At 38.4% G+C, this 23,980-nt stretch carries 16 protein-coding genes; 2 read left to right on the top strand and 14 right to left on the bottom strand.

The window, feature by feature from the left end; genetic code table 11:
• Positions 1-34: 34 nt before the first annotated feature.
• From IGJ03_RS08705 to rseP, 6 genes are all read right to left on the bottom strand, one after another.
• The gene (locus tag IGJ03_RS08705) at positions 35-2,824 is read right to left on the bottom strand and encodes an ATP-dependent DNA helicase DinG (protein WP_375804604.1); all 2,790 of its coding nucleotides are present in this window, start codon (positions 2,822-2,824) and stop codon (positions 35-37) included.
• Between the two features lie 180 nt (positions 2,825-3,004).
• Positions 3,005-4,318, bottom strand: a complete 1,314-nt coding sequence (locus IGJ03_RS08710; RefSeq protein ID WP_429861459.1) for a hypothetical protein — start codon at positions 4,316-4,318, stop codon at positions 3,005-3,007.
• A gap of 217 nt (positions 4,319-4,535) precedes the next feature.
• A complete protein-coding gene (locus tag IGJ03_RS08715; protein ID WP_002356790.1) occupies positions 4,536-5,993 on the bottom strand; it encodes an amino acid permease in 1,458 nt (485 codons plus the stop codon).
• 211 nt (positions 5,994-6,204) lie between these two features.
• Positions 6,205-10,560, bottom strand: a complete 4,356-nt coding sequence (locus IGJ03_RS08720) for a PolC-type DNA polymerase III (protein ID WP_002384252.1) — start codon at positions 10,558-10,560, stop codon at positions 6,205-6,207.
• Between the two features lie 250 nt (positions 10,561-10,810).
• Entirely contained in the window at positions 10,811-12,529 is a 1,719-nt protein-coding gene (locus IGJ03_RS08725) for a proline--tRNA ligase (protein ID WP_002356780.1), read from the bottom strand.
• A gap of 71 nt (positions 12,530-12,600) precedes the next feature.
• Entirely contained in the window at positions 12,601-13,869 is a 1,269-nt protein-coding gene (gene rseP, locus IGJ03_RS08730; protein WP_002408800.1) for an RIP metalloprotease RseP, read from the bottom strand.
• 415 nt (positions 13,870-14,284) lie between these two features.
• Here rseP and IGJ03_RS08735 point away from each other — a divergent pair, with 415 nt between their 5' ends.
• Together IGJ03_RS08735 and IGJ03_RS08740 are read left to right on the top strand one after the other, a co-directional pair.
• On the top strand, positions 14,285-15,064 hold the full coding sequence (locus IGJ03_RS08735; RefSeq protein ID WP_002359767.1) for an SDR family oxidoreductase: 780 nt from the start codon (positions 14,285-14,287) through the stop codon (positions 15,062-15,064).
• Between the two features lie 85 nt (positions 15,065-15,149).
• Entirely contained in the window at positions 15,150-15,752 is a 603-nt protein-coding gene (locus IGJ03_RS08740; RefSeq protein ID WP_002382778.1) for a YczE/YyaS/YitT family protein, read from the top strand.
• 163 nt (positions 15,753-15,915) lie between these two features.
• Here the strand turns inward: IGJ03_RS08740 and sufB are convergent, their stop codons facing one another.
• The 8 genes from sufB to tsf all read right to left on the bottom strand — a co-directional run bounded on the left by sufB (position 15,916) and on the right by tsf (position 23,881).
• Positions 15,916-17,310, bottom strand: coding sequence for a Fe-S cluster assembly protein SufB (sufB, locus tag IGJ03_RS08745; protein WP_002356769.1), 1,395 nt, complete (start codon positions 17,308-17,310; stop codon positions 15,916-15,918).
• Between the two features lie 18 nt (positions 17,311-17,328).
• Positions 17,329-17,796, bottom strand: coding sequence for a Fe-S cluster assembly sulfur transfer protein SufU (gene sufU, locus IGJ03_RS08750; protein WP_010823040.1), 468 nt, complete (start codon positions 17,794-17,796; stop codon positions 17,329-17,331).
• Positions 17,783-19,018, bottom strand: a complete 1,236-nt coding sequence (locus IGJ03_RS08755) for a cysteine desulfurase (RefSeq protein WP_085444236.1) — start codon at positions 19,016-19,018, stop codon at positions 17,783-17,785. The genes sufU and IGJ03_RS08755 overlap by 14 nt, the downstream gene beginning before the upstream one ends.
• Positions 19,015-20,301 carry a Fe-S cluster assembly protein SufD gene (sufD, locus tag IGJ03_RS08760; protein WP_010823041.1) on the bottom strand — a complete coding sequence of 429 codons (1,287 nt, stop codon included), beginning with the start codon at positions 20,299-20,301 and terminating at the stop codon, positions 19,015-19,017. The genes IGJ03_RS08755 and sufD overlap by 4 nt, the downstream gene beginning before the upstream one ends.
• Positions 20,302-20,315: 14 nt before the next feature.
• Positions 20,316-21,086: a Fe-S cluster assembly ATPase SufC gene (sufC, locus tag IGJ03_RS08765; RefSeq protein ID WP_002356763.1), complete on the bottom strand. Its 771-nt coding sequence runs from the start codon at positions 21,084-21,086 to the stop codon at positions 20,316-20,318.
• Positions 21,087-21,455: 369 nt separating this feature from the next.
• The gene (gene frr / locus IGJ03_RS08770) at positions 21,456-22,013 is read right to left on the bottom strand and encodes a ribosome recycling factor (protein WP_002356762.1); all 558 of its coding nucleotides are present in this window, start codon (positions 22,011-22,013) and stop codon (positions 21,456-21,458) included.
• Between the two features lie 3 nt (positions 22,014-22,016).
• A complete protein-coding gene (gene pyrH, locus IGJ03_RS08775; RefSeq protein ID WP_002356761.1) occupies positions 22,017-22,739 on the bottom strand; it encodes a UMP kinase in 723 nt (240 codons plus the stop codon).
• Between the two features lie 260 nt (positions 22,740-22,999).
• Positions 23,000-23,881 carry a translation elongation factor Ts gene (gene tsf, locus IGJ03_RS08780; RefSeq protein WP_002356760.1) on the bottom strand — a complete coding sequence of 294 codons (882 nt, stop codon included), beginning with the start codon at positions 23,879-23,881 and terminating at the stop codon, positions 23,000-23,002.
• Positions 23,882-23,980 lie beyond the last annotated feature (99 nt).

The raw sequence follows: 23,980 nt of genomic DNA on the forward strand, positions 1-23,980 counted from the left end.
CGGCCTTTCACAAATATGACCTAAAAATAATCAATTATTTGTTTAAAAATTCCTTTAATTCTTCTAAAATTTCAGGCATGGGCGCTTCTTTTACTGAGAGTCCCTTGGGAAACGCTTTGATTAATCGTTTGCCATATTTTGCAGTGACTAAACGACGATCCAGAATCAGCAATGCCCCTCTGTCTTCTTCAGAACGGATTAAACGGCCCAGTGCTTGTCGTAAACGTAAGGCTGCTTTTGGTACCGCTTCTTGAGCAAATGGTTGTATCCCTTCTGCTTCTAAATACGCATATTTTGCTTGCACAAGTGGTCGTTTCGGGTTTTCAAAAGGTAAACGCGTGACTATCAATAACTGTAAAGCTGTTCCTGGTAAGTCCACACCTTCCCAAAAGCTATCGGCTCCTAGCAAGACATTCGGTTTTCCATTAGAGAACCGTTTAAGAATTTTTTCACGACTGCCGCTAATCCCTTGGGCGAGGACCTCTTGTCCTTTTTCCAATAATCTTGGCTGGACTTGATGATACACGGTGGACAATAATTCATGCGAAGTAAAAAGAACCAACATCGAACGTTCCTCTTGCGCCATCAATTTTTCAATGGTATCTGAAATGTATTGACCCATTTCATAGGAAGAGGCATTTTGAATGGCTACTGCTTCTTCCGGTACATAGACTCGCGCATTTTCTGCATAGTTATATGGCGTTGGCAGGGTTTTGAACGTCACCTCTGTTAAACCTAACCGTTGCGGTAAATACTTTTTATTGTTGCCAAACTTCAATGTGCCGCTTGTATAAATAATTCGTTCATACCGCGGATACCACTTTGTTTCAGGAAGCAAACTAGCTTCTAAGTCATGAATTTCAATCAAGCCATGGTCATCATTTTGTGGTAAATATTCTTTTACCCAACGTGGACGCCAATCATCAAGATAAATGGTAAAACAGTGATGAATACGTTCAATTTCATCAAAAAATTGAAACAAGCGAACAAAAACGATGCGATCAGCCAAACTAAAGGTTTCCAACTGACTCATAATTGTTTGCTGTAACTTACTTTGAATAGTCAACAGCTCCTGCAGTAAAAGCTGGAGCGTTTGACTATGTTTTTCTCCCGCAGCAGATAAATAATCAATACGTTCTTTGGTTAAAAGCAACTCCTGATGGTCTATTCGCTTCTGCGTTTTACTAAATAAACGATGCAATTCAAAAAGAAAATCTTGCCATTCATCCACAAAATCCAGTAAACCTTGCTGATAAATTTTTACAAGCCGCTGCTCTTCAGAAAACTGTTGAAAAATTTGCTGTAAAGCAACAAAAAGTTGCTCTTTTTCAATAAAATGCGTGACTTGTTTTTTTAGTATCACACTGTTTACTCGTTCGCTCGCCATCCGACTAGCGATGTCTGGTAAATGATGTGCTTCATCAATAATTAGCCACGGACTTTCAGGTAATAACGGTTGTTTTCTTAGCGACTCTTGCGCCAAAAATGCATGATTAACAATCAACACGTTACTTTGAGCGACTTTTTTATACAGATGTCTTAAAAAGTCAACTTCATAAAGTTCATCTTTTTTTGAAAGAAAATCCAATCCGCGATGTGTAACTTCTTTCCAGAATAAATGATTTAAATTCGTCAATTGTAGTTCATCTAAATCGCCCGTTTCTGTTTCTAGCAACCAGACGAGAACGCCCATTTGATAAAGAGCGTATTGTTTTTGCGGAGTTGGCTGATTCAACGTTGCCTTAAAGCGTTGTAAATCAAGATAGTGTCGATGGCTTTTAATAACAATGCCTCGTAATTTCCCTTGGCAGATTTGATTGGCTAATGGTAAATCTTTTTCCACTAATTGATTTTGTAAAACAATCGAAACTGTTGAAATGATGACTGGTTTTTCTGGCGTTGCTAAATAGCTCATCGGCAACAGATAGCCTAATGTTTTTCCCGTTCCAGTCGCTGCTTCAATAAATAAATCTTTTGTCGTTCCTTCTGTAAAATGATCATAGACTAAATTCATCATCCGACTCTGTTCCGCACGATAAGCGAAACGTTCGCCAAACAGTTTTTCTTTGGCTTTTTTAGTTTTGGGATACGTGCTAGTCTGATAGAACGTTTCTTCAAAAAGAGGAACTTCTTTTTTGCGTAAAGCAATGCCACTGACCACTTGATAAGCTGGATTTAATGGTGTGACTTGTTTTTTCATTTGTTCATACGTTTGTTGAATAAAAGTACTGGTTTCCCGCGCTGTCTGTTGACTTAATTCCGCAATTTTTTCCATAGTGACTAATGGTAAAGATTTCATTTTTTCTTGAATTAATAACAAAAGTTCGGCTGTAACCTGCGCATCACTATCTGCTTGATGGGGATTCTCATGAGACAAACCTAAGCTTTCCGACAAATCACTTAAACGGAAACTTTTTTCTGTCGGTAAAAAAATCTGTGCCAATTCCACTGTATCAATGGCTGGAATGGTAAGTGGCGGCGTGCCACACCGTACCAGTTCACGAGCTAAAAAATTATAATCAAAGTGGACGTTATGCGCCACAAAAATAGTATCTTCCAGATAATGATAAATTGTATGTGCTACATCTTCAAAATAAGGCGCTTTTTGAACTTGCGTATTACTAATCCCCGTTAAACTTTGAATTTGTTTTGGTACTGCTTGATTGGGATTCACATCTGTCGCAAAGTTCGCAATAATCTTTCCATCTTGAACGAGAACGCATCCAAACTGAATGATCCGATCACTTGTAGGATCTGTTCCAGTCGTTTCAAGGTCAACTACTGCATACACTTGTTTGTCTTTCAATGACTTCACGCCTTTCATTCATCTTTGAAAATTATACTACAATTTATAGGATTTTCACTAGTATTTCAAAAATTCTCTTGAAATCTTTTCCAGAGATAATAAGAAAGAGCCTGAAACAAAAATCTAAAGTGATTTTTGTTTCAGGCTTAAAAGCTGATAAACTGAACGGTTTTGTCTTACCTTCTCCTAAATAAACGATTAATAACAGTCAAGGATTTTCTGCATATACTGGTTTAATTGCCCATAGCCTTCCAATTCTCTGATTACTGGGAGCGGACAACGAACCTTTTTATTAAATAGGGTCCGCTTTTCAACATATTCTGTAACTTCATCTAAAAATTTATCTAATCCTTTTTCTAATTTCATACAACTTAACTGATTGCAAATTCGCACGTCTCCTGCTTTTTTCTTTTGAACTTGTTTAAATGATTGTGAGAATGCTTTTGCTTCAAACATTTGTGCTTCTAACTGTCTTTTTTCAATCGTTATTTTTGGTACTGCTTGATTTCCATCAGTATCCTCTAACTGGCGACTCATAAAGCGACGATAAATTTCCTCTTCTAATTCGTCCAATTGTCGTTGAAAGTCTGCAGGAATTGTCCGACTTGATGAACTTTCTTCTTCACTTTCCATAGAGGCAGCTTCTTTTTCTGGCTTCTGCTCCTCTTCTTTTTCGGCAGCCTTATCCACTGAATTTAGCGAGCTTTTTTCTGTTTCTTGTGGAAAAGTAAATAAAGGTTTTGCCGCGGTACTATGCTGGTTTTCTTGTTTTTTTTCTGGCAGCGCTTCTTTAATTGGCACTGCTTCACTTGTTGCTACAGTTGTTTTACCTTCTTGATTTTCCAGATTATCAGGCGAGAGATTGACGTCTGGTTGTTCCGGATTAGTATCCTCTGATATTTTCAGCGATGCCTGTTCTGCGGCTATCACAGGAGAAGCTCTTTTCAAATGGATCGTTTTTATTTGTCTAGAAATGACGGGATTTCTCGTTTGATTAACGGCTTCATTTAAGGAAACTAAATTTTCTTTTAAAAGTGTCAACATTTCACGTAAGACAGCAATTTCACCAGCTAATTCCGTTAATTGATTTTCTTGCGGCACTACTTGCACATTGGTTACATTCATACGGACTGTTTTTTTATTTTTAGTTGTCGGTATTTCATACATCCATTGTTTCAATGCGAATCGTAAGTCACGAGTGGTCGGCTCAAAGCTTCCAAAATAAACAGTGTAGTACATTAACTCCGTTTCAACATAGACATAAATCTTTTTAACAATTAACTCTTCAAACTGTTCTGATTCATCCCAACTTTCACATAAAGCCTCAAAAAATTGTTCCCCTTCTGCTAAATTTTGGTACTCTTTCGCTAAATAAAGCTTGCGAATTAAGTAAAAATTATACGGTGTTTCAACATTATCCGCATAAATTTCTCGTCCTAAAAAATCTGGATTCGTTTCTTTACAAAGAAAGACCGTTTTCTCTTCTGGTTGTGTTTCAAGTGTTTTAGTCATGAGGTTCACTTCCTTTTCTCCGTTAATAACCATTTTTTAATGATAGATACCTTTAGTATACAGGAGAAATTCTTCTGATTTTCTCATATTTTTAAGAGACAATAGAAATTTTAGAGAAAAATCGACAGAAAAAAACGTGAGATAAACAGTCCTATTGACCATTTATCTCACGCAAAATACTTAAACTGACTATTTTATCCTTGAAACATGCAACCAATTATTCTGCTGAATCAATTGGCAAAATCGTGTCTTTTTTCTCGCGACGTGCAATTGCTGGTAAAATCATTCCTAATAGAATTAAGACGATTGGTGTCACAATGTTAGAAGCTAATTGGAACAACCAGCCTTGAGGGTCTGAGGCATACTCGAATTTAGGCACCATTCCTAGGATACAAGCAAAGGCTGTAAATAGGAAACACCAAAGACCAAACACAAAACCAATTTTAGGATTTTTAACAAATTTATATTCTGAATTAAATTGTTTGTATGCTTTGTTTAGAAGCATATAGGCAAAGAAGACCCACAAGTAACGCATTGGCATAACTACAGAATTTAAGTTAGTTAGCCATTTAACCACTTCGTTCATGTCCTTCAACCCAAACATCGGTAAAGCGATAATAATACTTACTAAAATACCTGTTAATAGGTAACCATTAATTAACGTACCTTTTTTCGTACGTTTACGTAACCAACTTGGAACAAATTCTGGATCTGCTTCAGCTAAAAGAATTTTCAGTGGAGCATCAATTGAAAAGGCTAACGCAGCCACTTGACCCACTGTATTCGTCAAAGCATAAACAATCATTAAGAGATTACCGACACCATAATATGCGCCTAATTTTTGGAAGGCACTGTAGGCACCATTTGCCATTAAATCTTTAGGAATATTGTCACTTGAGAATAACATGCCCATTGCAAATGAACCTAAAACAGCCGATAAACCAACCATTGCTGCTAGGAAAATCATTCCTTTAGGGAACTCTTTGGCTGGATTTTTAGTTGCATTTACGTAAGGAGAAATTTTTTCAGCGCCACCTACCGCAAAAACTAACATCGATACGGTTGTAAAATAACTAAAGTCAAATTTAGGAATATAGGTGCTGACTTGTGACATGTTTGGCGTCGCAAATTCAACCGTTGAATTAATAAATGGAGCGCCTACCGCTAATAAAATGAATAAAATAGACATCACAAACATGGCGGTTCCAGCTAAACCACCAATAACTTTTAAGGTGGTTAACCCTTTTGTTGATAATAACAAGAAAACCAAGAAAATTATTAATGAAATAAATGATACCGTTACAATTGGCATCGTATTGACTAAGTTTCCATTCCCTTGAACTGCCCAACCTAAGGCAATTAAAATTGCTTGTGGTTTTTGTGCCAAGTAAGGAATGTGCACTACCCAATAAGTCCATGCTGCATAATAGGCTAGACGTTTAGTACTGGTGTTTTGCACCCACGAACTAACTCCACCATTGCTGTCTTTAAATGTTGAACCTAACTGTCCTACGATTAACGCATAGGGAATAAAATATAAAACTAAAATCAAAAGCCATGAAGTGACCACTGAAATCCCTTGTTGTGCATAATTATTCACAACATTTCCAAGACCCCAGACCATGTTAAAGGCAATTAACCCGACGGTGAACCATCGTAATTGCTTTTTGTCCATATAACCAATTCCTTTCTTATTAAAAAAAATAAAGCTCTTCATTTATCATAAGCATTTTACTTTTTATGCACAAGCTCAACATAATTAAATAAAGATGGCTTTTTAATAAGTAATTAAAACGCTTCTAGCAATGATTTTCTAATTTATTTGATGACTAAAAAAGGCCGGTGAATAAGTTGCTTCACCAGCCTTTTTCTAAGAGATTTTTCTTTTATAACATATCAAATAATGATAATTGGTTTTCATCTGGCAAGTCTTTTAAGACACCATTTTCATTCATGTATTCAATTAACGTTTTAGAAACTTTGCCTCGTGTTGCCAAATCTTCTTTCGATAAGAACGGTTGCTCTTCTCGCGCAGCAACAATGGCTTTCGCTACGTTGAGTCCTAAACTTGGCACTGCTCGGAAAGGTGCAATCAAGGTATCCCCTTCAATCACAAAATTTTCAGCATCCGATTTGTACAAATCAATCATGCCAAATTTATAGCCCCGTTCCAGCATTTCATTACATAATTCTAAAACCGTTAATAAGTTTTTCTCTTTAGTGGAGGCATCCATCCCTTTGTCCGTAATTTCTTTCATTCGTGCTTTCACAGCTTCTTTTCCTTGTGACATTGCCACTAAGTCAAAGTCATCCGCCCGAACGGAGAAAAATGCACAGTAATATAAGATTGGGAAATAAACTTTAAAGTAAGCGACCCGCAATGCCATTAATACGTATGCTGCCGCATGGGCTTTCGGGAACATATATTTAATCTTAGAACAAGAATCAATATACCAGTCAGGGACGTTGTTTTCCTTCATCGCATTTAAATACGTATCCCGTAGTTCATCAGGAATCTTATTCCATTGTCCTTTACGTACCGTTTCCATAATCTTAAAGGCCATCCCACTGTCCAAACCAGCATGAATTAAATAAACCATGATATCATCCCGACAACCAATTACTTCAGCAAGATTGGCTTCGCCACGACGAATCAATTCTTCTGCATTCCCTAGCCACACATCGGTTCCGTGAGACAGTCCAGAAATTTGAAGTAATTCTGCAAAAGTTGATGGATGGGTCTGTTCTAACATACCTCGAACGAAACGTGTCCCAAATTCAGGAATTCCTAAAGTTCCTGTTTTAGAATAAATTTGCTCTGCATCCACACCTAGAACATCAGGTCCTTCAAAAATACGCATCACTTCTGGATCGTCTGTTGGGATTGTTTTTGGCTCAATCCCAGATAAATCTTGTAACATCCGAATCACGGTTGGATCATCATGTCCCAGAATATCAAGTTTTAAAATATTATCGTGAATAGAATGGAAATCAAAGTGCGTCGTTTTCCATTCTGCCTCTTGATCATCTGCAGGGTATTGGATTGGCGTAAAATCATAAACATCCATGTAATCAGGAATTACAATAATACCGCCGGGATGCTGCCCAGTCGTCCGTTTAACCCCTGTTGAACCTTTAGCTAAGCGATCAATTTCAGCGCCGCGCAAATGTAAATTATGATCTCTTTCATATCCTTTAACAAAGCCATACGCTGTTTTGTCGGCTACTGTACCAATGGTTCCTGCCCGGTAGACATATTCTTCACCAAAAAGAACTTTCGTGTAGTTATGGGCTTCGGCTTGATAATCGCCAGAAAAGTTCAAATCGATATCGGGAACTTTGTCGCCATGGAACCCTAAGAACGTTTCAAAAGGAATGTCGTGACCATCTTTAAACAATCGAGCACCACATTTTGGACAGGCTTTTTCAGGCATATCAAACCCTGAACCATAGGAACCATCTTCATAGAACTCAGAATATTGACACTCAGGACAATAATAATGTGGCGCTAAAGGATTTACTTCAGTAATCCCTGTCATTGTCGCAACAAAACTCGAACCGACAGAGCCCCGTGAACCGACTAAATAGCCGTCTTCATTACTTTTATGCACCAGTTTTTGAGAAATTAAATAAATGACCGAGAAACCATTCCCGTTAATCGAATTCAGTTCCTTTTCTAACCGTTTTTCGACAATTTCTGGTAAAGGATCGCCATACAATTCGCGCGCACGATTGTAGCTTAAATCAGTGATCTCTTGTTCAGACCCAGGAATTTTTGGCGTATACAAATCGTCTTTTACTGGAATAACTTCTTCACATAAATCAGCGACTTTGTTGGGATTTTCTACTACAATTCGCTTAGCGACGTCTTGTCCTAAAAATTGAAATTCCGTTAACATTTCATCGGTGGTTCTGAAATGAACCTTTGGTAAACTATGGCGATTTAACGGATTAGCGCCACCCATAGACCCGACTAAAATTTTCCGATAGATGGCATCTTCTTCATTTAAATAATGAACATTTCCAGTGGCGACAACCAGCTTGCCAAGTTCGTCACCGATTTTCACTAGATTACTAATAATTTCTTCCAAATCTGCTTCATTTTTCACCAATTCTTGTTCAATTAATGGCGCGTAAACTGGTTTGGGCATAACTTCAATATAATCGTAGAATTTGGCACGATTTTTTGCTTCTTCGACACCTTTTTGCATCATTGCTTCAAAAATTTCGCCGTTTGAACATGCGGAACCGATTAAAAGTCCTTCTCTTAACTTCGATAATTGCGAACGAGGAATCCGTGGTACTCGGAAAAAATAATCTACATTGGACATGGAAATTAATTTAAAAAGATTTTTTAATCCTGCTTGAGTTGTTGCTAAAATCGTTGCATGGAAAGGTCGAGCTCGTTTGTATGAGTCTCCTTCGCCAATATGACGATTCAAATCATCATGGAAATGCATATCATGATTCTCTTTCGCTTCTTTTAAGAAAATCCAGCACAAATGACCTGTTGATTCCGAGTCATAGATGGCGCGGTGATGTTGTTCTAAGTTGACGCCAAATTTTTTCGATAAGGTATTTAGACGATGGCTTTTGAAATGTGGATACAAGAATCTGGATAATTCTAATGTATCGATGACGGGATTAGCCGCTTCAGGTATTCCATGTTTGCCATAACTTGTATTTAAGAACCCCATATCAAAAGAAGCGTTGTGGGCCACTAAAATAGTTCCTTCTGAAAACTCTTTAAACATGCGTAAAACTTCTTCTTCGGATTTTGAACCGCGCACCATTTCATCTGTAATCCCAGTTAAATTGATTGTCGTTTGAGATAATGGATGGCCAGGATCAATAAACTGCTCAAAAGTCTCAATGACATTTCCTTTGTGCATTTTGACTGCGGCCAATTCAATAATTGTATCATAAACAGCGGAAAGCCCCGTTGTTTCCACGTCAAAGACCACATAGGTAGCATCTGTTAATTCAATATGTTCTTCGTTGTAAGCAATGGGTACACCATCATCAACAATATTGGCTTCCACGCCGTATAAAATTTTAACGCCTGCTTTTTTACCTGCAGCATGGGCATCAGGAAACGCTTGGGCGCCGCCATGATCCGTAATTGCGATGGCCTTATGACCCCATTTCCCCGCTTGCGCCACCAAGTCACCGACTTTATTGGTCGCATCCATTGTACTCATATTACTATGCATGTGTAATTCTACACGTTTTTCACCTTCTGGCGCGTAGTCTTTTCTTGGCGCATGGGCGACTTCCATCAAATCTTGAGCATTCATGACTAAATCACGCATGAAGGTATCTTCTTGTACACTACCACGAACACGAATCCAACTTTGCGGTTGAATCGCATCAAAAACTTGTTCATCTTTTTCCCCATTCGAAAATTTCTTCACCACGAAAGAGGAAGTATAATCAGTTATTTTCAAAATTAAAATTTTTCGTTTAGAACGCAATTCACGCACTTCTTTATCAAAAATAAAGCCTTCAATCGTTATCCGACGTTCTTCTTCCAGTATATTTCCCATTGGCATAACGGGTTCATCATTGGGAATATTCCGACCTAAACGAATTGGACCATCAAACGCAGGCGCTTGTTGTTGTTTTTCTTTTTTCATTTGTTCATGTTTAACAAGCGATTCAGCAGCTTGTTGTTGAAAGGCTGCGGCTTGTTCTAATTTTTGCTCTTCAAACTTTTTCAGCACTTCTGCAGCTTGCTGTTGATCCATTTTTGGTTCAATATGAAATTTAGGAAACCCGTAAGAGAAATAAAGTTCCTCAATAATTGGTAAATATTGTTGCTTCAAATAAGGAATAACTGCTTCATTATCAACAGGTAAGATAATTTTCCGATCTTCAAATTGTGGTGTCTGTGTTTTTAAGACTTTCTGAACTAACGGTGTATTGCATTGACTATTTAACAAGGCCAATTGCCAATAATCCGTTAATTGTTCCTCAGTAAATGTTGTCTGATTTGTGGTTATTTGAACGGAAACCTGCGCAATTTGTTGAAAAGCTAGTTCCAATTGTTGCATAAATGTTTGATATAGCATCACTGGCATCAATTCATCAAAACTTAAATGAAATTCCCATAAGCGACTTTGTTGGTGAACAATGACCTTGTCAATCCGGCCATTTTGAATTAAGGGATGTTCTTTCGCTGTGTCATCTAACTGAATTTGCGTCATCAGTTTATCAAATAAATCGCGTGCTTTTTCTGTCACAAAATGAACCTCCTTCTATCATTGAAAAAAGGCCCTCAGACAAATCTGTCAAGTGCCTTTTTTCGGTTTCTCTGCATTCGCTTCTCTATTAAGTATACTCGTTTTTTGTAAAAAAACAATCTTGTTTCTTTTCTAAAAAGAGCTAAGAAGAGCTTGAAGCAAAAATCACTTTAGATTTTTGCTTCAAGCTTAAACGCTGATAAGTGGCGGAAACAGTTTATCCTAATCATTCTGTCCGCCCTTTTCATTATTATTCCGCTTCTGATGTTGTGTTCATCAAAATAGAAAGTGTACTTTCTAATTCTTCTTTGCGTACTTCCAACATTTCACCAGTACGTTTGATTTTGACTTCTACCACACCATCGACTGCTTTTTTCCCGACTGTGATACGGATTGGACAACCAATTAAATCAGCATCAGCAAATTTTACGCCTGCGCGCTCGTTGCGGTCATCAACTAATACTTCGTAGCCCGCTTCGGTCATCATTGCTTCAACTTCTTGTGATAGTTTTGTTTGATACTCATCTTTCACATTCATTTGGACCACGTGTAAATCAAATGGCGCAATTCCTGTTGGCCAATTAATACCACGCTCGTCTGCATTTTGTTCAACGATTGCTGAAAGTAAACGACTAACGCCGATGCCATAGCAACCCATGATCACTGATTTTTCACGACCGTTTTCATCTAAAACTGTTGCGCCCATAGCATCACTGTAACGCGTTCCTAATTTAAAGATATGACCAATTTCGATTCCTTTAGTAAAGGCTAATACACCATTGCCATCAGGAGAAGGATCGCCTTCTTGAACAAAGCGTAAATCTTCGTAACTAATTGGTTGGAAGTCACGATCTGGATTTACATTTGTCAAATGATAGCCATCTTCGTTAGCTCCAACAATGGCGTTGGCTAAATCTTGAACAGCTAAATCTGCATAAATTTTAACATCTTCGGAAACATTGACTGGACCAATTGAACCAAAGCCCGCTCCTAAGACACGGCGAGCATCTTCTTCTGTTGCTTCATCTAAGAAATCAGCGCCTAAGAAGTTTTTCAATTTGACATCATTGACATCATGATCGCCACGAACCAAGACCATTACTGGCTCTTCATCGGCAATAAATAGTACTGATTTAATAATTCGTTGTGGCTCAACTTCAAAGAAGTTTGCCACTTCGGCAATTGTACCCACTTCTGGTGTTGCAATTTTTTCTAAATCTAATTGTGTTTCATGTGATTTTTTCGGCGTATAAAGACTTGTTGCCATTTCTAAATTGGCAGCATAATCACTTTCTGTTGAATAACAAATAGTATCTTCCCCAATTTCAGAAATCGCCATAAATTCTTTAGAATCTTTACCACCCATGGCACCACCGTCCCCAATAATGGCACGGAATTCTAGTCCACAGCGTTCAAAAATGCGTGAGTAAGCTTTTTCGTAATCACGGTATGATTGATCTAAACTAGCTTCATCGGCATGGAAAGAATAGCCATCTTTCATGATAAATTCACGGCCTCTTAATAAGCCAGAACGTGGGCGTTTTTCATCACGATATTTTGTTTGAATTTGGTATAAATTCAAAGGTAATCGTTTGTAAGAATTGATTTCATCACGAATTAATTCTGTGAAGGTTTCTTCATGCGTTGGGCCTAAGATATAGTCACGGTCATTGCGATCTTTTAAGCGATACAAGTTAGGTCCATAAGTTTCATAACGGCCTGATTCTTTCCAAAGTTCTGCGGGTAATAACGCAGGCATTAACATTTCAACTGCATCAATTTTCTCAAATTCTTCTCGCATAATCGTTTTTAATTTTTCTAAAACACGATTGGCTAAAGGTAAATAAGAATAGATCCCTGCAGCGACTTGACGAATATAGCCTGCGCGCAACAGAATTTGATGACTTAAGACTTCTGCATCATTTGGTACTTCTCTTAACGTTGGAATTAACATTTTTGACTGTTTCATTAAAACTCTCCTCTATTTTAAAATCAACTATTTTTGATTTCTTTACACACTTTTTTACTTAAGCTTTCTCCTTAAAAGAAAAAGCGTTGAATATCGTTCCAAGTAACTAACACCATTAACACCATGACAAACCCAAAGCCAATTAACGTAATGATGCCTTCTTTTTCAGGACTAATTGGTTTTCCACGTACACCTTCAATAATGTTTAAGACAATTTTCCCGCCATCTAAAGCTGGGATTGGCAACAAATTAATAATCCCTAAGTTCATTGACAACATGGCCATTAAGAATACAACTGTACTTACTCCAGCATTGGATGCTTCTTCCGATAATTTAAACATCATGACTGGCCCACCTAGTTTGTTTAAACTAAAGCCTGTGAATAGTGAGCCGAGTGCTTTAAAAATCTGTGTCGTACTATTCAAAGTATCCTGAATACCACCCATCAATTTTGACGGTAAATCGGTTTTCATATAAGGATAAACGCCGACTTTACCAATCGTTTGTTTTTCCACTTTTTGTTTTTCTGGTGTCACTGTTAGTTGCTCTTCTTTGCCGTTACGCTCAACTATGAACGTCAACGGCTTTTCGGGGTTCTTCTGCACAATGGTTGTAAAATCTTCGTATTTTTTGATTTTTTGATTATTAATCGATAAGACTTTATCGTTTTCTTTCAACCCAGCTTCTGCCGCCGGGCCATTAGGAATCACTTGTCCAATTTGGTTCGTGTTTAAATCAGTGACGCCTCCTTGTAGAAAGACCGCTAACGTAAACAGAATAAACCCTAAGATAAAGTTATTCATGGGTCCCGCAAAGTTCGTTAAAATGCGTTGCGATAATTTCGCTGATTGAAATTGAACGTCAAGTGGCGCAATCCGCACCTCGGTTCCATCACTTTCAATAATCGTTGCATCATGGTCAACTTTATAAACGGTTTCTTCTTCCTCGTTTCCATTGACATAGCCCTTGATGAATAATTCTTTTTCAAGATCAAAATCAACGACTTCCATCGGAATACTATGAGGTAATTGTACTTTTTTACTTGTATTAATTTTAACCACATTACCCACGGCATTTAACTCAACAGATAGAGGCATACCTGGTGTGATTTCTGTCATGTCTTCGCCCATCCCAGCCATTCGCACATAGCCACCAATTGGCAATAAGCGAATCGTATAAGTGGTGCCATCTTTTCCACGATGCGCAAAAATCTTTGGTCCCATTCCGATTGCAAACTCACGAACTAAAATACCCGCTCGTTTTGCAAAATAAAAGTGGCCAAATTCATGTACGAGGACAAGAATACCGAAGACAATAATGAATGTGATAATTGTTTTCATAGATGTCCTTCTTCCTTCATTCACTGACGTTCAGTGCTTTTTATTATTACATGGGAAAGTCTCGTAAAACTTGCTCTGTTCCCTTCCCGATAAACCAGTGCAACTGTTTACTGAGAACAGTCGCCACTGTTAGTGAACAAATCTTTCCTTATGTAAGACAAGTTTTATTTTAGCATATTCACTCATAAATAACCATTGGACTTGACCACTTCGCCTAGATATTTTGTGTTTTTTTAGAAAACTCTATAAATGAGAGGAATTGATTACTACGACCAGTATTTTTTTAAAGACCTTCAACAATAGTAGCTAACTTTAGACCATAAACTTTTCCGACAGTTTGTCGTATTTTATCAACACGCTGATTGACATGTGCTACCATGAAAGTATTAATAGTAATTTTAGGGGGAATGAATCAATGTATGGAGAATTACATGGTAAAGTGGCCGTTGTCACTGGTGCAGCTACGGGTTTAGGATTATTTATTACTCTGCGTTATATCTTAGAAGGTATGAATGTTGTTGCTGACTATGTCGGTGAGCTGCCTAAAGAATTTGAAGATGTTCAAGCCAAGCACGCAGACCGCGTAAAATTCGTGAAGGCTGATGTCTCTAATGAAGAAGATATTAAAGCGTTAGCTGAAACCGCTTTAAAAGAGTTTGGTCATGTTGACATTTGGGTAAATAACGCCGGTGTGGAGGCTTCTTTTCCGACAATTGATATGCCATTAAAAGAATGGCAACGTGTCATTGATGTCAATTTAAACGGTGTCTTTTTGGGTTCTAGAGAGGCACTCCGAATATTTAGAGATCAAAAAATCAAAGGGTCAATCATTAATATGTCCTCCGTTCACCAAAGAATTCCTTGGCCAACGTTCGCCCACTATGCGGCAAGTAAAGGCGCAACCGAAATGTTCACGAAAACAATCGCTTTGGAATATGCGGAATATGGTATTCGTGCCAACTGTATTGCACCTGGAGCGATTAACACACCTATTAATGCTGAAAAATTTTCCGATCCCGAACAGTTAAAACAAACAACGAGCATGGTTCCTATGGGCATTATTGGTAAACCAAATCAAGTAGCTGCTGCGGCCGCTTGGTTAGCTTCTGATGAATCCTCATACGTAACCGGAACAACACTCTTTGTAGATGGTGGGATGTCTCTATACCCTTCGTTCCAACACGGAGCTGGTTAAAAAGTAGTCTGCAACAAAAATTCTCTATGAATTTTTGTTGCAGACTTTGTACTATCACACACAAAATCTATTCAGGAGGCTTATCATGAAACTAGTCAAAAATGTTCTTTTAATTTTAATTGGTTTAGTTATTATCGGGATTGGCGCATCCACTTTAAGAGTGGCAGGTTTAGGAGTTGATCCTTTCACTGCTATGAATATCGGACTTTCTTCAATGTTTGGTATGCAATTAGGCATTTTTCAAATTATTGTCAATGCGTTTATTCTATTCTATGTCTATTTAAAAAACAAAAAAGCCATTGGTCTAGGAACTATTTTAAATATGCTTTTAGTAGGGATTTTGATTCAACAGATTTCTACTTGGCTTCAACCTTACGCCAATAGTTTAGGAGGCTCAACAATTGGCAAACTACTTTCTTTATTCGTCGGAGTCCTGATTTTTACATTTGGCTGCGCCTTATACATGGCTACAGATCAAGGTGAATCCCCCTATGATGCGATTGCGCCAACCATCTGTCAACAAACCAACAAACCTTACGCTTCTGTTCGAAAAGCACAAGATTTGTTGGTCCTATTAATTGGCTTTATTGCTGGTGGTCCAATTGGGATTGGGACAATCATTTGTGCATTTGGTGCTGGCCCACTCATTAGTTTCTGGAACAAGTTACTTCAACCTTTAGTAAAATGATTTTTTAACTAAAATATAAGAAAAAGCGATGACTCGAGAAGAAAATCTCTATGGAGTCATCGCTTTTTCTATTTGTGCTTTCTTTGAAGAAGCATGATTAGTATGTTTCTTGTCTGGCTTTCCGTTGTTATTTTGGTTGATTATTTGTTGGTAGAGTGAAAAACTATCCTACTGACCCTTCCATCTCATAACTAATCAAGCGATTCAACTCAACCGCATATTCCATCGGTAATTCTTTCGTAAATGGTTCAACAAAGCCCATAACAATCATTTCTGTCGCTTCGGCTTCAGATAAGCCGCGACTCATTAGATAATATAATTGTTCTTCAGAAATTTTTGAAACTTTGGCTTCATGTTCCAAGGACACTTGGCTGTTATGGATTTCGTTAAATGGAATTGTATCTGATTTTGATTTTTCGTCCATGATAATCGTGTCGCATTCGATGTGGGAAATCGAACCTGCGCTGTCTTTTCCAAAAGTCACTTGGCCACGGTAGTTAACTTCGCCGCCGTCTTTAGCAATTGATTTTGAAACAATTGAGCTAGAGGTATTCGGCGCATTGTGAATCATTTTGGCCCCAGTATCTTGGATTTGGTTAGCACCAGCAAAGGCAATCGATAACATCGTGCCACGGGCACCTTTGCCATCTAAGTAAACGCTTGGGTATTTCATGGTTGTTTTAGCTCCTAGGTTCCCATCAATCCATTCGACAGTGGCACCTTCGTAAGCTTTAGCACGTTTGGTTACTAGGTTGTAGACGTTATCTGACCAGTTTTGAATAGTGGTATAACGACAATAAGCATCTTTTCTAGTGAAAATTTCTACGATGGCCGCATGCAAGCTGTTACTTGAATACGTGGGTGCCGTACAACCTTCAACATAGTGAACGCTGGCCCCTTCATCGACAATAATCAAGGTCCGTTCAAATTGGCCGGTATTTTCAGCGTTGATTCGGAAATATGTTTGTAATGGTACATCAACTCGAACGCCTTTTGGTACATAAATAAAGGTTCCGCCTGACCAAACAGCTGAGTTTAAAGCGGCCAATTTATTATCTGTTGGCGGCACAAGTTTTGAAAAATACTCTTTGAATAGGTCAGGATATTCTTTTAAAGCAGAGTCAGTATCTGTAAAAATGATGCCTAATTTTTCAAATTCTTCTTTCATGTTGTGGTAAACAACTTCTGATTCATATTGAGCAGAAGCCCCAGCTAGATAAGCACGCTCAGCTTCGGGAATCCCAATTTTTTCAAAGGTTTCTTTGATTTTATCAGGTACATCATCCCAATCGCGTGCGGGTTTGTCACTCGGTTTTTGGTAATATTTAATTTTACTAAAGTCAATATCTGACAGGTCTGGACCCCATTCTTGCATGGGCATTTTATTGAATTGTTCTAACGATTTTAAACGGAAGTCAAGCATCCATTCTGGTTCGCCTTTCACGCGAGAAATTTCGCGAACGACGTCTTCTGTTAGACCGTCTCCGGTACTAAAGACTGGTTCCACATCGTCGTGAAAGCCAAATTTATATTCTTCTAATTCAGGTACTGTACTCAATTCGTCGTCACCCTTTCTTTATTTTTCACAATGTAAATGACCGGCTTCGCCTTGGCCGTTATTAGCAACAGCCTGCTCTAAGGCTTTCCAAGCCAAGGTTGCACATTTAATCCGAGCTGGAAATTTAGCTACGCCGCTTAACATTGCTGCATCGCCTAATTTTTCATCTTCGGCCACTTCATTTCCTTGAACAAGTTGAGAGAAATCCTCTGCTAAGGCCGTTGCTTCGGCGATTGTTTTTCCTAAGACTGCATCAGTCATCATACTAGCACTTGCTGTACTGATGGAACAGCCACTTCCTTGAAAGGCGATATCTTTAATCACACCGTCTTCAATGACCACATCCAGTTCAATCACGTCTCCACAAGTAGGATTATTCAGTTCAATTGTTTGGCTAGACGCATCTAGCGTTCCGTGGTGATGTGGGTGGCTAGAATGGTCCAAAATGACTTGGCGATATAAGTTATCTAATTTAGAAAGTGCCATGCTGGAAAAACTCCTTTGTCGCTTTAATCGCTTCAACTAAGCGATCTGCGTCTTCTTTGGTATTGTATAAATAAAAACTTGCCCGTGCGGTTGCTGGCACGCTCAAATAGTTTAATAACGGTTGCGCGCAATGGTGACCCGCTCTGACAGCGACCCCTTCCATATCTAACGCCGTAGCCACATCATGTGGATGTAAACCTTCAATATTAAAAGCAATCACACCTGTGTGGTCTTTTGGATTCTGTGGACCATAAATCGTCAAGCCCTCGATAGCTTGCAACTTCGGCAAAACATAGTGAACAAGGGCTGCTTCATGTTGATGAATGGCCTCCAAACCAATTTCTGTTAAATAATCAATGGCGGCACCTAAGGCAATTGCCCCAGCAATATTAGGTGTGCCAGCTTCAAATTTCCATGGAAGCTCTTTCCAAGTACTTTCTTGAAGATGAACAAAGTCAATCATTTCGCCACCAAATTCCACAGGTTCCATTTGTTCCAATAAATGACGTTTGCCATAAAGGACACCAATTCCAGTTGGTCCACACATTTTGTGACCACTAAATGCATAAAAATCAGCATCGATGGCTTGAACGTCCACAGGCATATGAGGAACTGCTTGCGCGCCGTCTACCACCATCACAGCGCCATTTTGATGAGCTAATTGTGTTAATTCTTCGATTGGATTAATGACCCCTAACACATTTGAAACATGAGCAATCGAAACAATTTTCGTTTTTTCTGTAATTTGTTGACGTGCACTTGCCATGTCTAAAAAGCCGTCTTCAGTGACGTCTATATACTTCAAAATGGCTCCTGTACGTTGGGCTAATTGTTGCCAGGGAATAATGTTTGAATGATGTTCCATGTAAGATATGACGATTTCATCCCCGGCTGTAACTGCCAAGTCACCATAACTTTTGGCAATCCAATTCAAACTGGTTGTTGTTCCTCGTGTAAATAAAACTTCCGCTGTTTCTTTGGCATGGATAAATTGGCGAACCTTTTCGCGGGAGGCCTCATGGTCCTTCGTTGCTCGTTCGGCTAACGTGTGCACCCCACGATGAACATTGGCATTATCGGTTTCATAATAATGTCGTAAAACATCTAACACTGCCGTTGGTTTTTGGGTTGTTGCAGCATTGTCTAAATAAACTAGCGGTTCATCATTAACTTCTTGAAATAAAATAGGAAACGATTGACGAATGGTTGCTGCATCCATCATGCGTTTAACTTCCCTTCAATTACTTCTACAAATTCATTTTGTACTTCTTTAACTGGAATTGCTGTAATGACAGAACCTAGGAAGCCACGAATCACCAAACGTTCCGCTTCTTCTTTACGCAAGCCGCGGCTCATTAAATAATACATTTCTTCTGGATCTACTCGACCAACACTGGCTGCGTGTCCGGCAGTCACTTCATTTTCATCAATTAAAAGAATTGGATTGGCATCACCACGAGCTTTATCAGACAGCATTAAAACACGACTTTCTTGCTGTGCGTCGGCTCCTTTTGCTCCTTTTAAAATGTGGCCAATTCCGTTAAACGTTAAAGTACCACGTTCACGAATAACTCCATGTTGTAAAATATGACCAATTGAATGTGGCGCTTTGTTTGTCACTCGTGTGTCGATGCCTTGTGTTTGTTTACCTGCACTAATTGCAACGACTTTAACTTCTGAATGAGCGCCTTCGCCAACTAAATCAGAATCAAAATCAGCCACAACATCGCCATCATTCATGACGCCTAGAGCCCAATCAACAGAGGCATCCCGCATAATATAGCCACGACGATTCATATAAGTCGTTACAGTTTGCCCTAATTGATCCACGGCTGAGTATTTAACTTTTGCGCCATCTTTCGCAATCACTTCCACAACAATATTTCCAGAAGCTTTCTCTGCGTGATGACCAGTGGATTGAAAACGTTCTAAATAACTGAATTCACTATGATTATCTGCAACGATTAAAACATGTTTAAAGAAAGGTTGGTTGCTATCTGAATCCTGAATAAACAAAGATTCAATGGGCTCTTCAATCACTACGTTTTTAGGAACGTATAAGAAAACGCCACTATTCATGAAAGCTGCATGAGCTGCTGTCAGCTTATCTTCTTCTGGTAATACGGCTTTAGTCATATAGTATTCTTTAACTAATTCTGGGTGCTCTTGTAAAGCAGTAAAGATGTCTGTAAAAATTACCCCTTGTTCCGCTAATGAGACTGGCAATTGCTCAAAAGCATGAAAAGATCCTTGTTGAACAATTAAAGGATTGTCTTTCATTTGATCAAAACTTGCGACATTTCCTTCAGAAGGCACATAACTTTCCATGTGAACATTTAATAAAGGCCAACGATGAAATTTCACACGATCAATATGTGGTAACTCACTTTCGTCAGCGTTTTTTAAAGCCGTTGTTCGCAATTCAGTCATCCAAGCTGGTTCTTCATGTTCTAGTGAAAAAGCGGTGACTTCGTCAAGATAATCCATTAGATTTACTTTTTTCATTTATCTTGTCCTCCTTACGCTTCTTCTTTGTAATCAATACCTAATTCTTGGCTGATACCAGCATAGCCTTCTGTTTCTAAACGTTTTGCCAAATCAGCCCCACCGGTTTTCACAACGCGGCCTTCCATCATGATATGAACAACATCTGGCGTGATATAGTTCAATAAGCGTTGATAATGGGTAATAATTAACGCACCAAAGTTCTCGCCGCGCATTTCATTAACCCCTTTAGAAACTACTTTTAACGCATCGATATCTAGGCCTGAATCAATTTCATCTAAAATGGCAAACGTAGGCTCTAACATCAATAATTGTAAAATTTCATTTCGTTTTTTCTCGCCGCCAGAAAAACCTTCGTTTAAGTAACGCTCAGCCATTTCTTCAGGCATATTTAATAATTCCATTTTGCTATCTAATTTTTTTAAGAACTGCATGACTGACATTTTGTTGTCTTCGTCACGTTTTGCATTGATTGCTGCACGCATGAATTCAGCATTGGTAATCCCTGGAATTTCACTTGGGTATTGCATTGCTAAGAATAAGCCTAGGCGAGCGCGTTCGTCTACTTCTAAATCTAAAACGTTCACGCCGTCAAATAGAATTTCTCCTTCTGTGACTTCATAGTTAGGATTTCCCATAATTGCTGCTGATAAAGTAGATTTACCAGTCCCATTAGGTCCCATAATTGCATGGATTTCTCCAGTATTAATTGTTAAATCGACCCCTTTTAGAATCTTTTTATCTTCAATTGATACGTGTAAATTTTTGATTTCTAACACAGACATGTACAATTCCCTCCAACTTGTTTTAATCGTTTTTCCGTTCTCACTCATTTTAGCCTAATTGAGAATGAATCGCAAATTACAATTGCTAAAAATAACAACTCTTATCATCAAATTTTAGGATTCAATTTGTGAAGGAAAATTTTAAAAGGCTGATATTTCAAAGTTTCTCTATATTTTTAAGTGATCCTCTCTACACAAAGAAAAAAATTCTGGTAGAATAAAAAAATTTATTTAAGAAAGCGTTTTCTTAAATAATTACTTTAGAATGACTTTCGCAAAGAGAGCTTTGAGATACGCCTTCCTCATCTATACAAAAAAATCCAGAGCATTTGCTTCTCTGGATTCAATAATTTTTATTAGTGATTGGTTTTATACTTCTAAAAGTTCTTGTTCTTTTTCCGCAGTAATCGCATCGATATTTTTGATGCTATCATCTGTTAATTTTTGAACATCTTTTTCAAATGAACGTAATTCATCTTCAGTGATATCGCCATTTTTTTGAGCTTTTTTCAATTCATCCATTGCATCACGACGAACGTTACGGACAGCAACTTTTGAGTTTTCCGCTTCTTTTTTCACGTCTTTGGCTAATTCTTTCCGACGTTCTTCCGTTAATTGTGGAATCACTAAACGGATGACATTTCCATCATTGGTTGGGCTAATGCCGATATCACTCATTTGAATAGCTTTTTCAATGTCAGCGATAGAATTTTTGTCAAACGGTGTAATCATTAATACACGAGCTTCTGGGATATTGATACTTGCTAATTGGTTAACTGGTGTTGGTGCACCATAATATTCTACTTGAATACGGTCTAATAGACTTGCGTTCGCACGACCAGCACGAATTTGACCTAATTCACGGCGTAAGCTTTCTTCCGCTTTTGTCATTTTTTCTTTGGCTGTTGCTAAAACTTCTTTAGACATTCTTTATTTCCCCCTTACAGTTGTTCCGATATTTTCACCAAGGATGGCACGACGGATATTTCCTGCTTCATTTAGGTTAAAGACAACTAAAGGAATATCGTTATCCATACTTAATGAGCTTGCTGTTGAATCCATTACTTGCAGCCCTTTAGAAATAACATCTAAATGTGTTAGTTCTTCAAATTTTGTCGCTGTTTCATCCACACGTGGATCCGCAGAATAAACACCATCAACATTGTTCTTCGCCATTAAGATGACGTCCGCATCTACTTCTGCAGCTCGTAACGCAGCCGTTGTATCTGTCGAGAAGTAAGGATTTCCTGTTCCTCCGGCAAAAATAACAACGCGGCCTTTTTCTAAATGACGTTCTGCACGACGACGAATGTATGGTTCTGCAATTTGACGCATTTCAATTGATGTTTGAACACGTGTAGGCACACCAAGATTTTCTAATGTATCTTGCAATGCTAAGGCATTCATCACAGTAGCTAACATGCCCATATAATCTGCTTGTGCACGTTCCATGCCCATTTGAGCACCAATTTGTCCACGCCAGATGTTTCCGCCGCCAACCACGATGGCCATTTCGATACCTAATTCATGGACCTCTTTAATTTCTTGGACGATTTCTTTAATGACTGGTGGTTTAATGCCAAAACCGTCTTCTCCGGCTAGCGCTTCTCCACTTAACTTTAATACGACACGTTGATACTTAGGTTTAACCATCATAATTCCCTCCAAGATTCTCTAAAAATCATTCAATTCCTCATTTAGATGACTTTTCACCAAAATGATTTTTTAGACCAAGCAGTGCGATCCACTGGTTTTGCCTAAAAAAAGGGAGCGCATATCAAAGTTATGCGTTCCCAAATGGCTGAAAGACTGCCTTGAATCAAGCAGTAATCAATTTATGCAGCTTCCTTTGGGGATCGCTGTCTGTTTAGATACTTATGATTCACGGCTTTTCAACCGAGCGTTTGATGCTCTTAGTTTTTCATTTGGCTCATTACTTCATCCGCAAAGTTATCTTCACGTTTTTCGATACCTTCGCCAACTTCAAAACGTACGAATGATTTCACTTCGCCGCCTTTAGAAGCAACAAATTTTTCGACAGTCATATCTGGATCTTTAACAAATGGTTGGTCAACCAAAGCGATTTCTGCTTTGAATTTTTGTAGACGACCAACAACCATTTTTTCAACGATATTTGCTGGTTTACCTTCGTTTAATGCTTGTTCAGTTAACACAGCTTTTTCGTGTTCTAATTCTTCTTGAGGAATTTGAGATTCGTTGACATAGCGAGGGTTGATTGCCGCGATGTGCATAGCAACATCTTTCGCTACTTCTTCGTCAGTTGTGCCATCGATAACTGTTAATACAGCAATACGGCCACCCATGTGTAAGTAAGCGCCAAATGCAGCATTGTCAGCTTTTTCGACAACTTCAAAACGACGGAAACTGATTTTTTCACCGATAACAGTTGTTGCTTCGATTAAATCAGATTCGATTGTGCCTTTTTCAGTTTTAATAGCCATTGCTTCTTCCATCGTAGCTGGTTTGTTTTCAGCAACTTTAGTCGCAATATCTTTAACTAAATCTTGGAACATTTCGTTTTTAGAAACGAAGTCAGTTTCTGAGTTTACTTCAACGATTGCTGCAACGTTACCTACAGTTGCTACGTTTGCTAAACCTTCAGCCGCAATGCGGTCATTTTTCTTCGCTGCTTTAGCCATACCATTTTCACGTAAAAAGTCTACGGCTTTTTCCATGTCGCCTTCTACTTTTACTAATGCTTTTTTAGCGTCCATCATTCCAACGCCAGTCATATCGCGTAATTCTTTTACCATTTTAGCTGTAACGTCTGCCATTATTTGTGTCCTCCTCGGATATTATCAATTCTTTTTAAAAAAGCTATCTCAAAGGAGAATCAGGCTTTTTGTCGCCTAGCCTTTGAGACAGCTCCGTAA

Origin of the sequence: Enterococcus sp. DIV1315a (assembly GCF_051712325.1) — a bacterium.
In the GTDB taxonomy this organism is placed as follows: Bacteria; Bacillota; Bacilli; order Lactobacillales; family Enterococcaceae; genus Enterococcus; species Enterococcus faecalis.

Bases quoted from the DNA above. Each gene is read 5' to 3' on its own strand.
- IGJ03_RS08705 (WP_375804604.1), bottom strand. From the start codon at position 2,824: ATGAAAGGCGTGAAGTCATTGAAAGACAAACAAGTGTATGCAGTAGTT.
- IGJ03_RS08710 (WP_429861459.1), bottom strand. From the start codon at position 4,318: ATGACTAAAACACTTGAAACACAACCAGAAGAGAAAACGGTCTTTCTT.
- IGJ03_RS08715 (WP_002356790.1), bottom strand. From the start codon at position 5,993: ATGGACAAAAAGCAATTACGATGGTTCACCGTCGGGTTAATTGCCTTT.
- IGJ03_RS08725 (WP_002356780.1), bottom strand. From the start codon at position 12,529: ATGAAACAGTCAAAAATGTTAATTCCAACGTTAAGAGAAGTACCAAAT.
- rseP (WP_002408800.1), bottom strand. From the start codon at position 13,869: ATGAAAACAATTATCACATTCATTATTGTCTTCGGTATTCTTGTCCTC.
- IGJ03_RS08735 (WP_002359767.1), top strand. From the start codon at position 14,285: ATGTATGGAGAATTACATGGTAAAGTGGCCGTTGTCACTGGTGCAGCT.
- IGJ03_RS08740 (WP_002382778.1), top strand. From the start codon at position 15,150: ATGAAACTAGTCAAAAATGTTCTTTTAATTTTAATTGGTTTAGTTATT.
- sufU (WP_010823040.1), bottom strand. From the start codon at position 17,796: ATGGCACTTTCTAAATTAGATAACTTATATCGCCAAGTCATTTTGGAC.
- IGJ03_RS08755 (WP_085444236.1), bottom strand. From the start codon at position 19,018: ATGATGGATGCAGCAACCATTCGTCAATCGTTTCCTATTTTATTTCAA.
- sufD (WP_010823041.1), bottom strand. From the start codon at position 20,301: ATGAAAAAAGTAAATCTAATGGATTATCTTGACGAAGTCACCGCTTTT.
- sufC (WP_002356763.1), bottom strand. From the start codon at position 21,086: ATGTCTGTGTTAGAAATCAAAAATTTACACGTATCAATTGAAGATAAA.
- frr (WP_002356762.1), bottom strand. From the start codon at position 22,013: ATGTCTAAAGAAGTTTTAGCAACAGCCAAAGAAAAAATGACAAAAGCG.
- pyrH (WP_002356761.1), bottom strand. From the start codon at position 22,739: ATGGTTAAACCTAAGTATCAACGTGTCGTATTAAAGTTAAGTGGAGAA.
- tsf (WP_002356760.1), bottom strand. From the start codon at position 23,881: ATGGCAGACGTTACAGCTAAAATGGTAAAAGAATTACGCGATATGACT.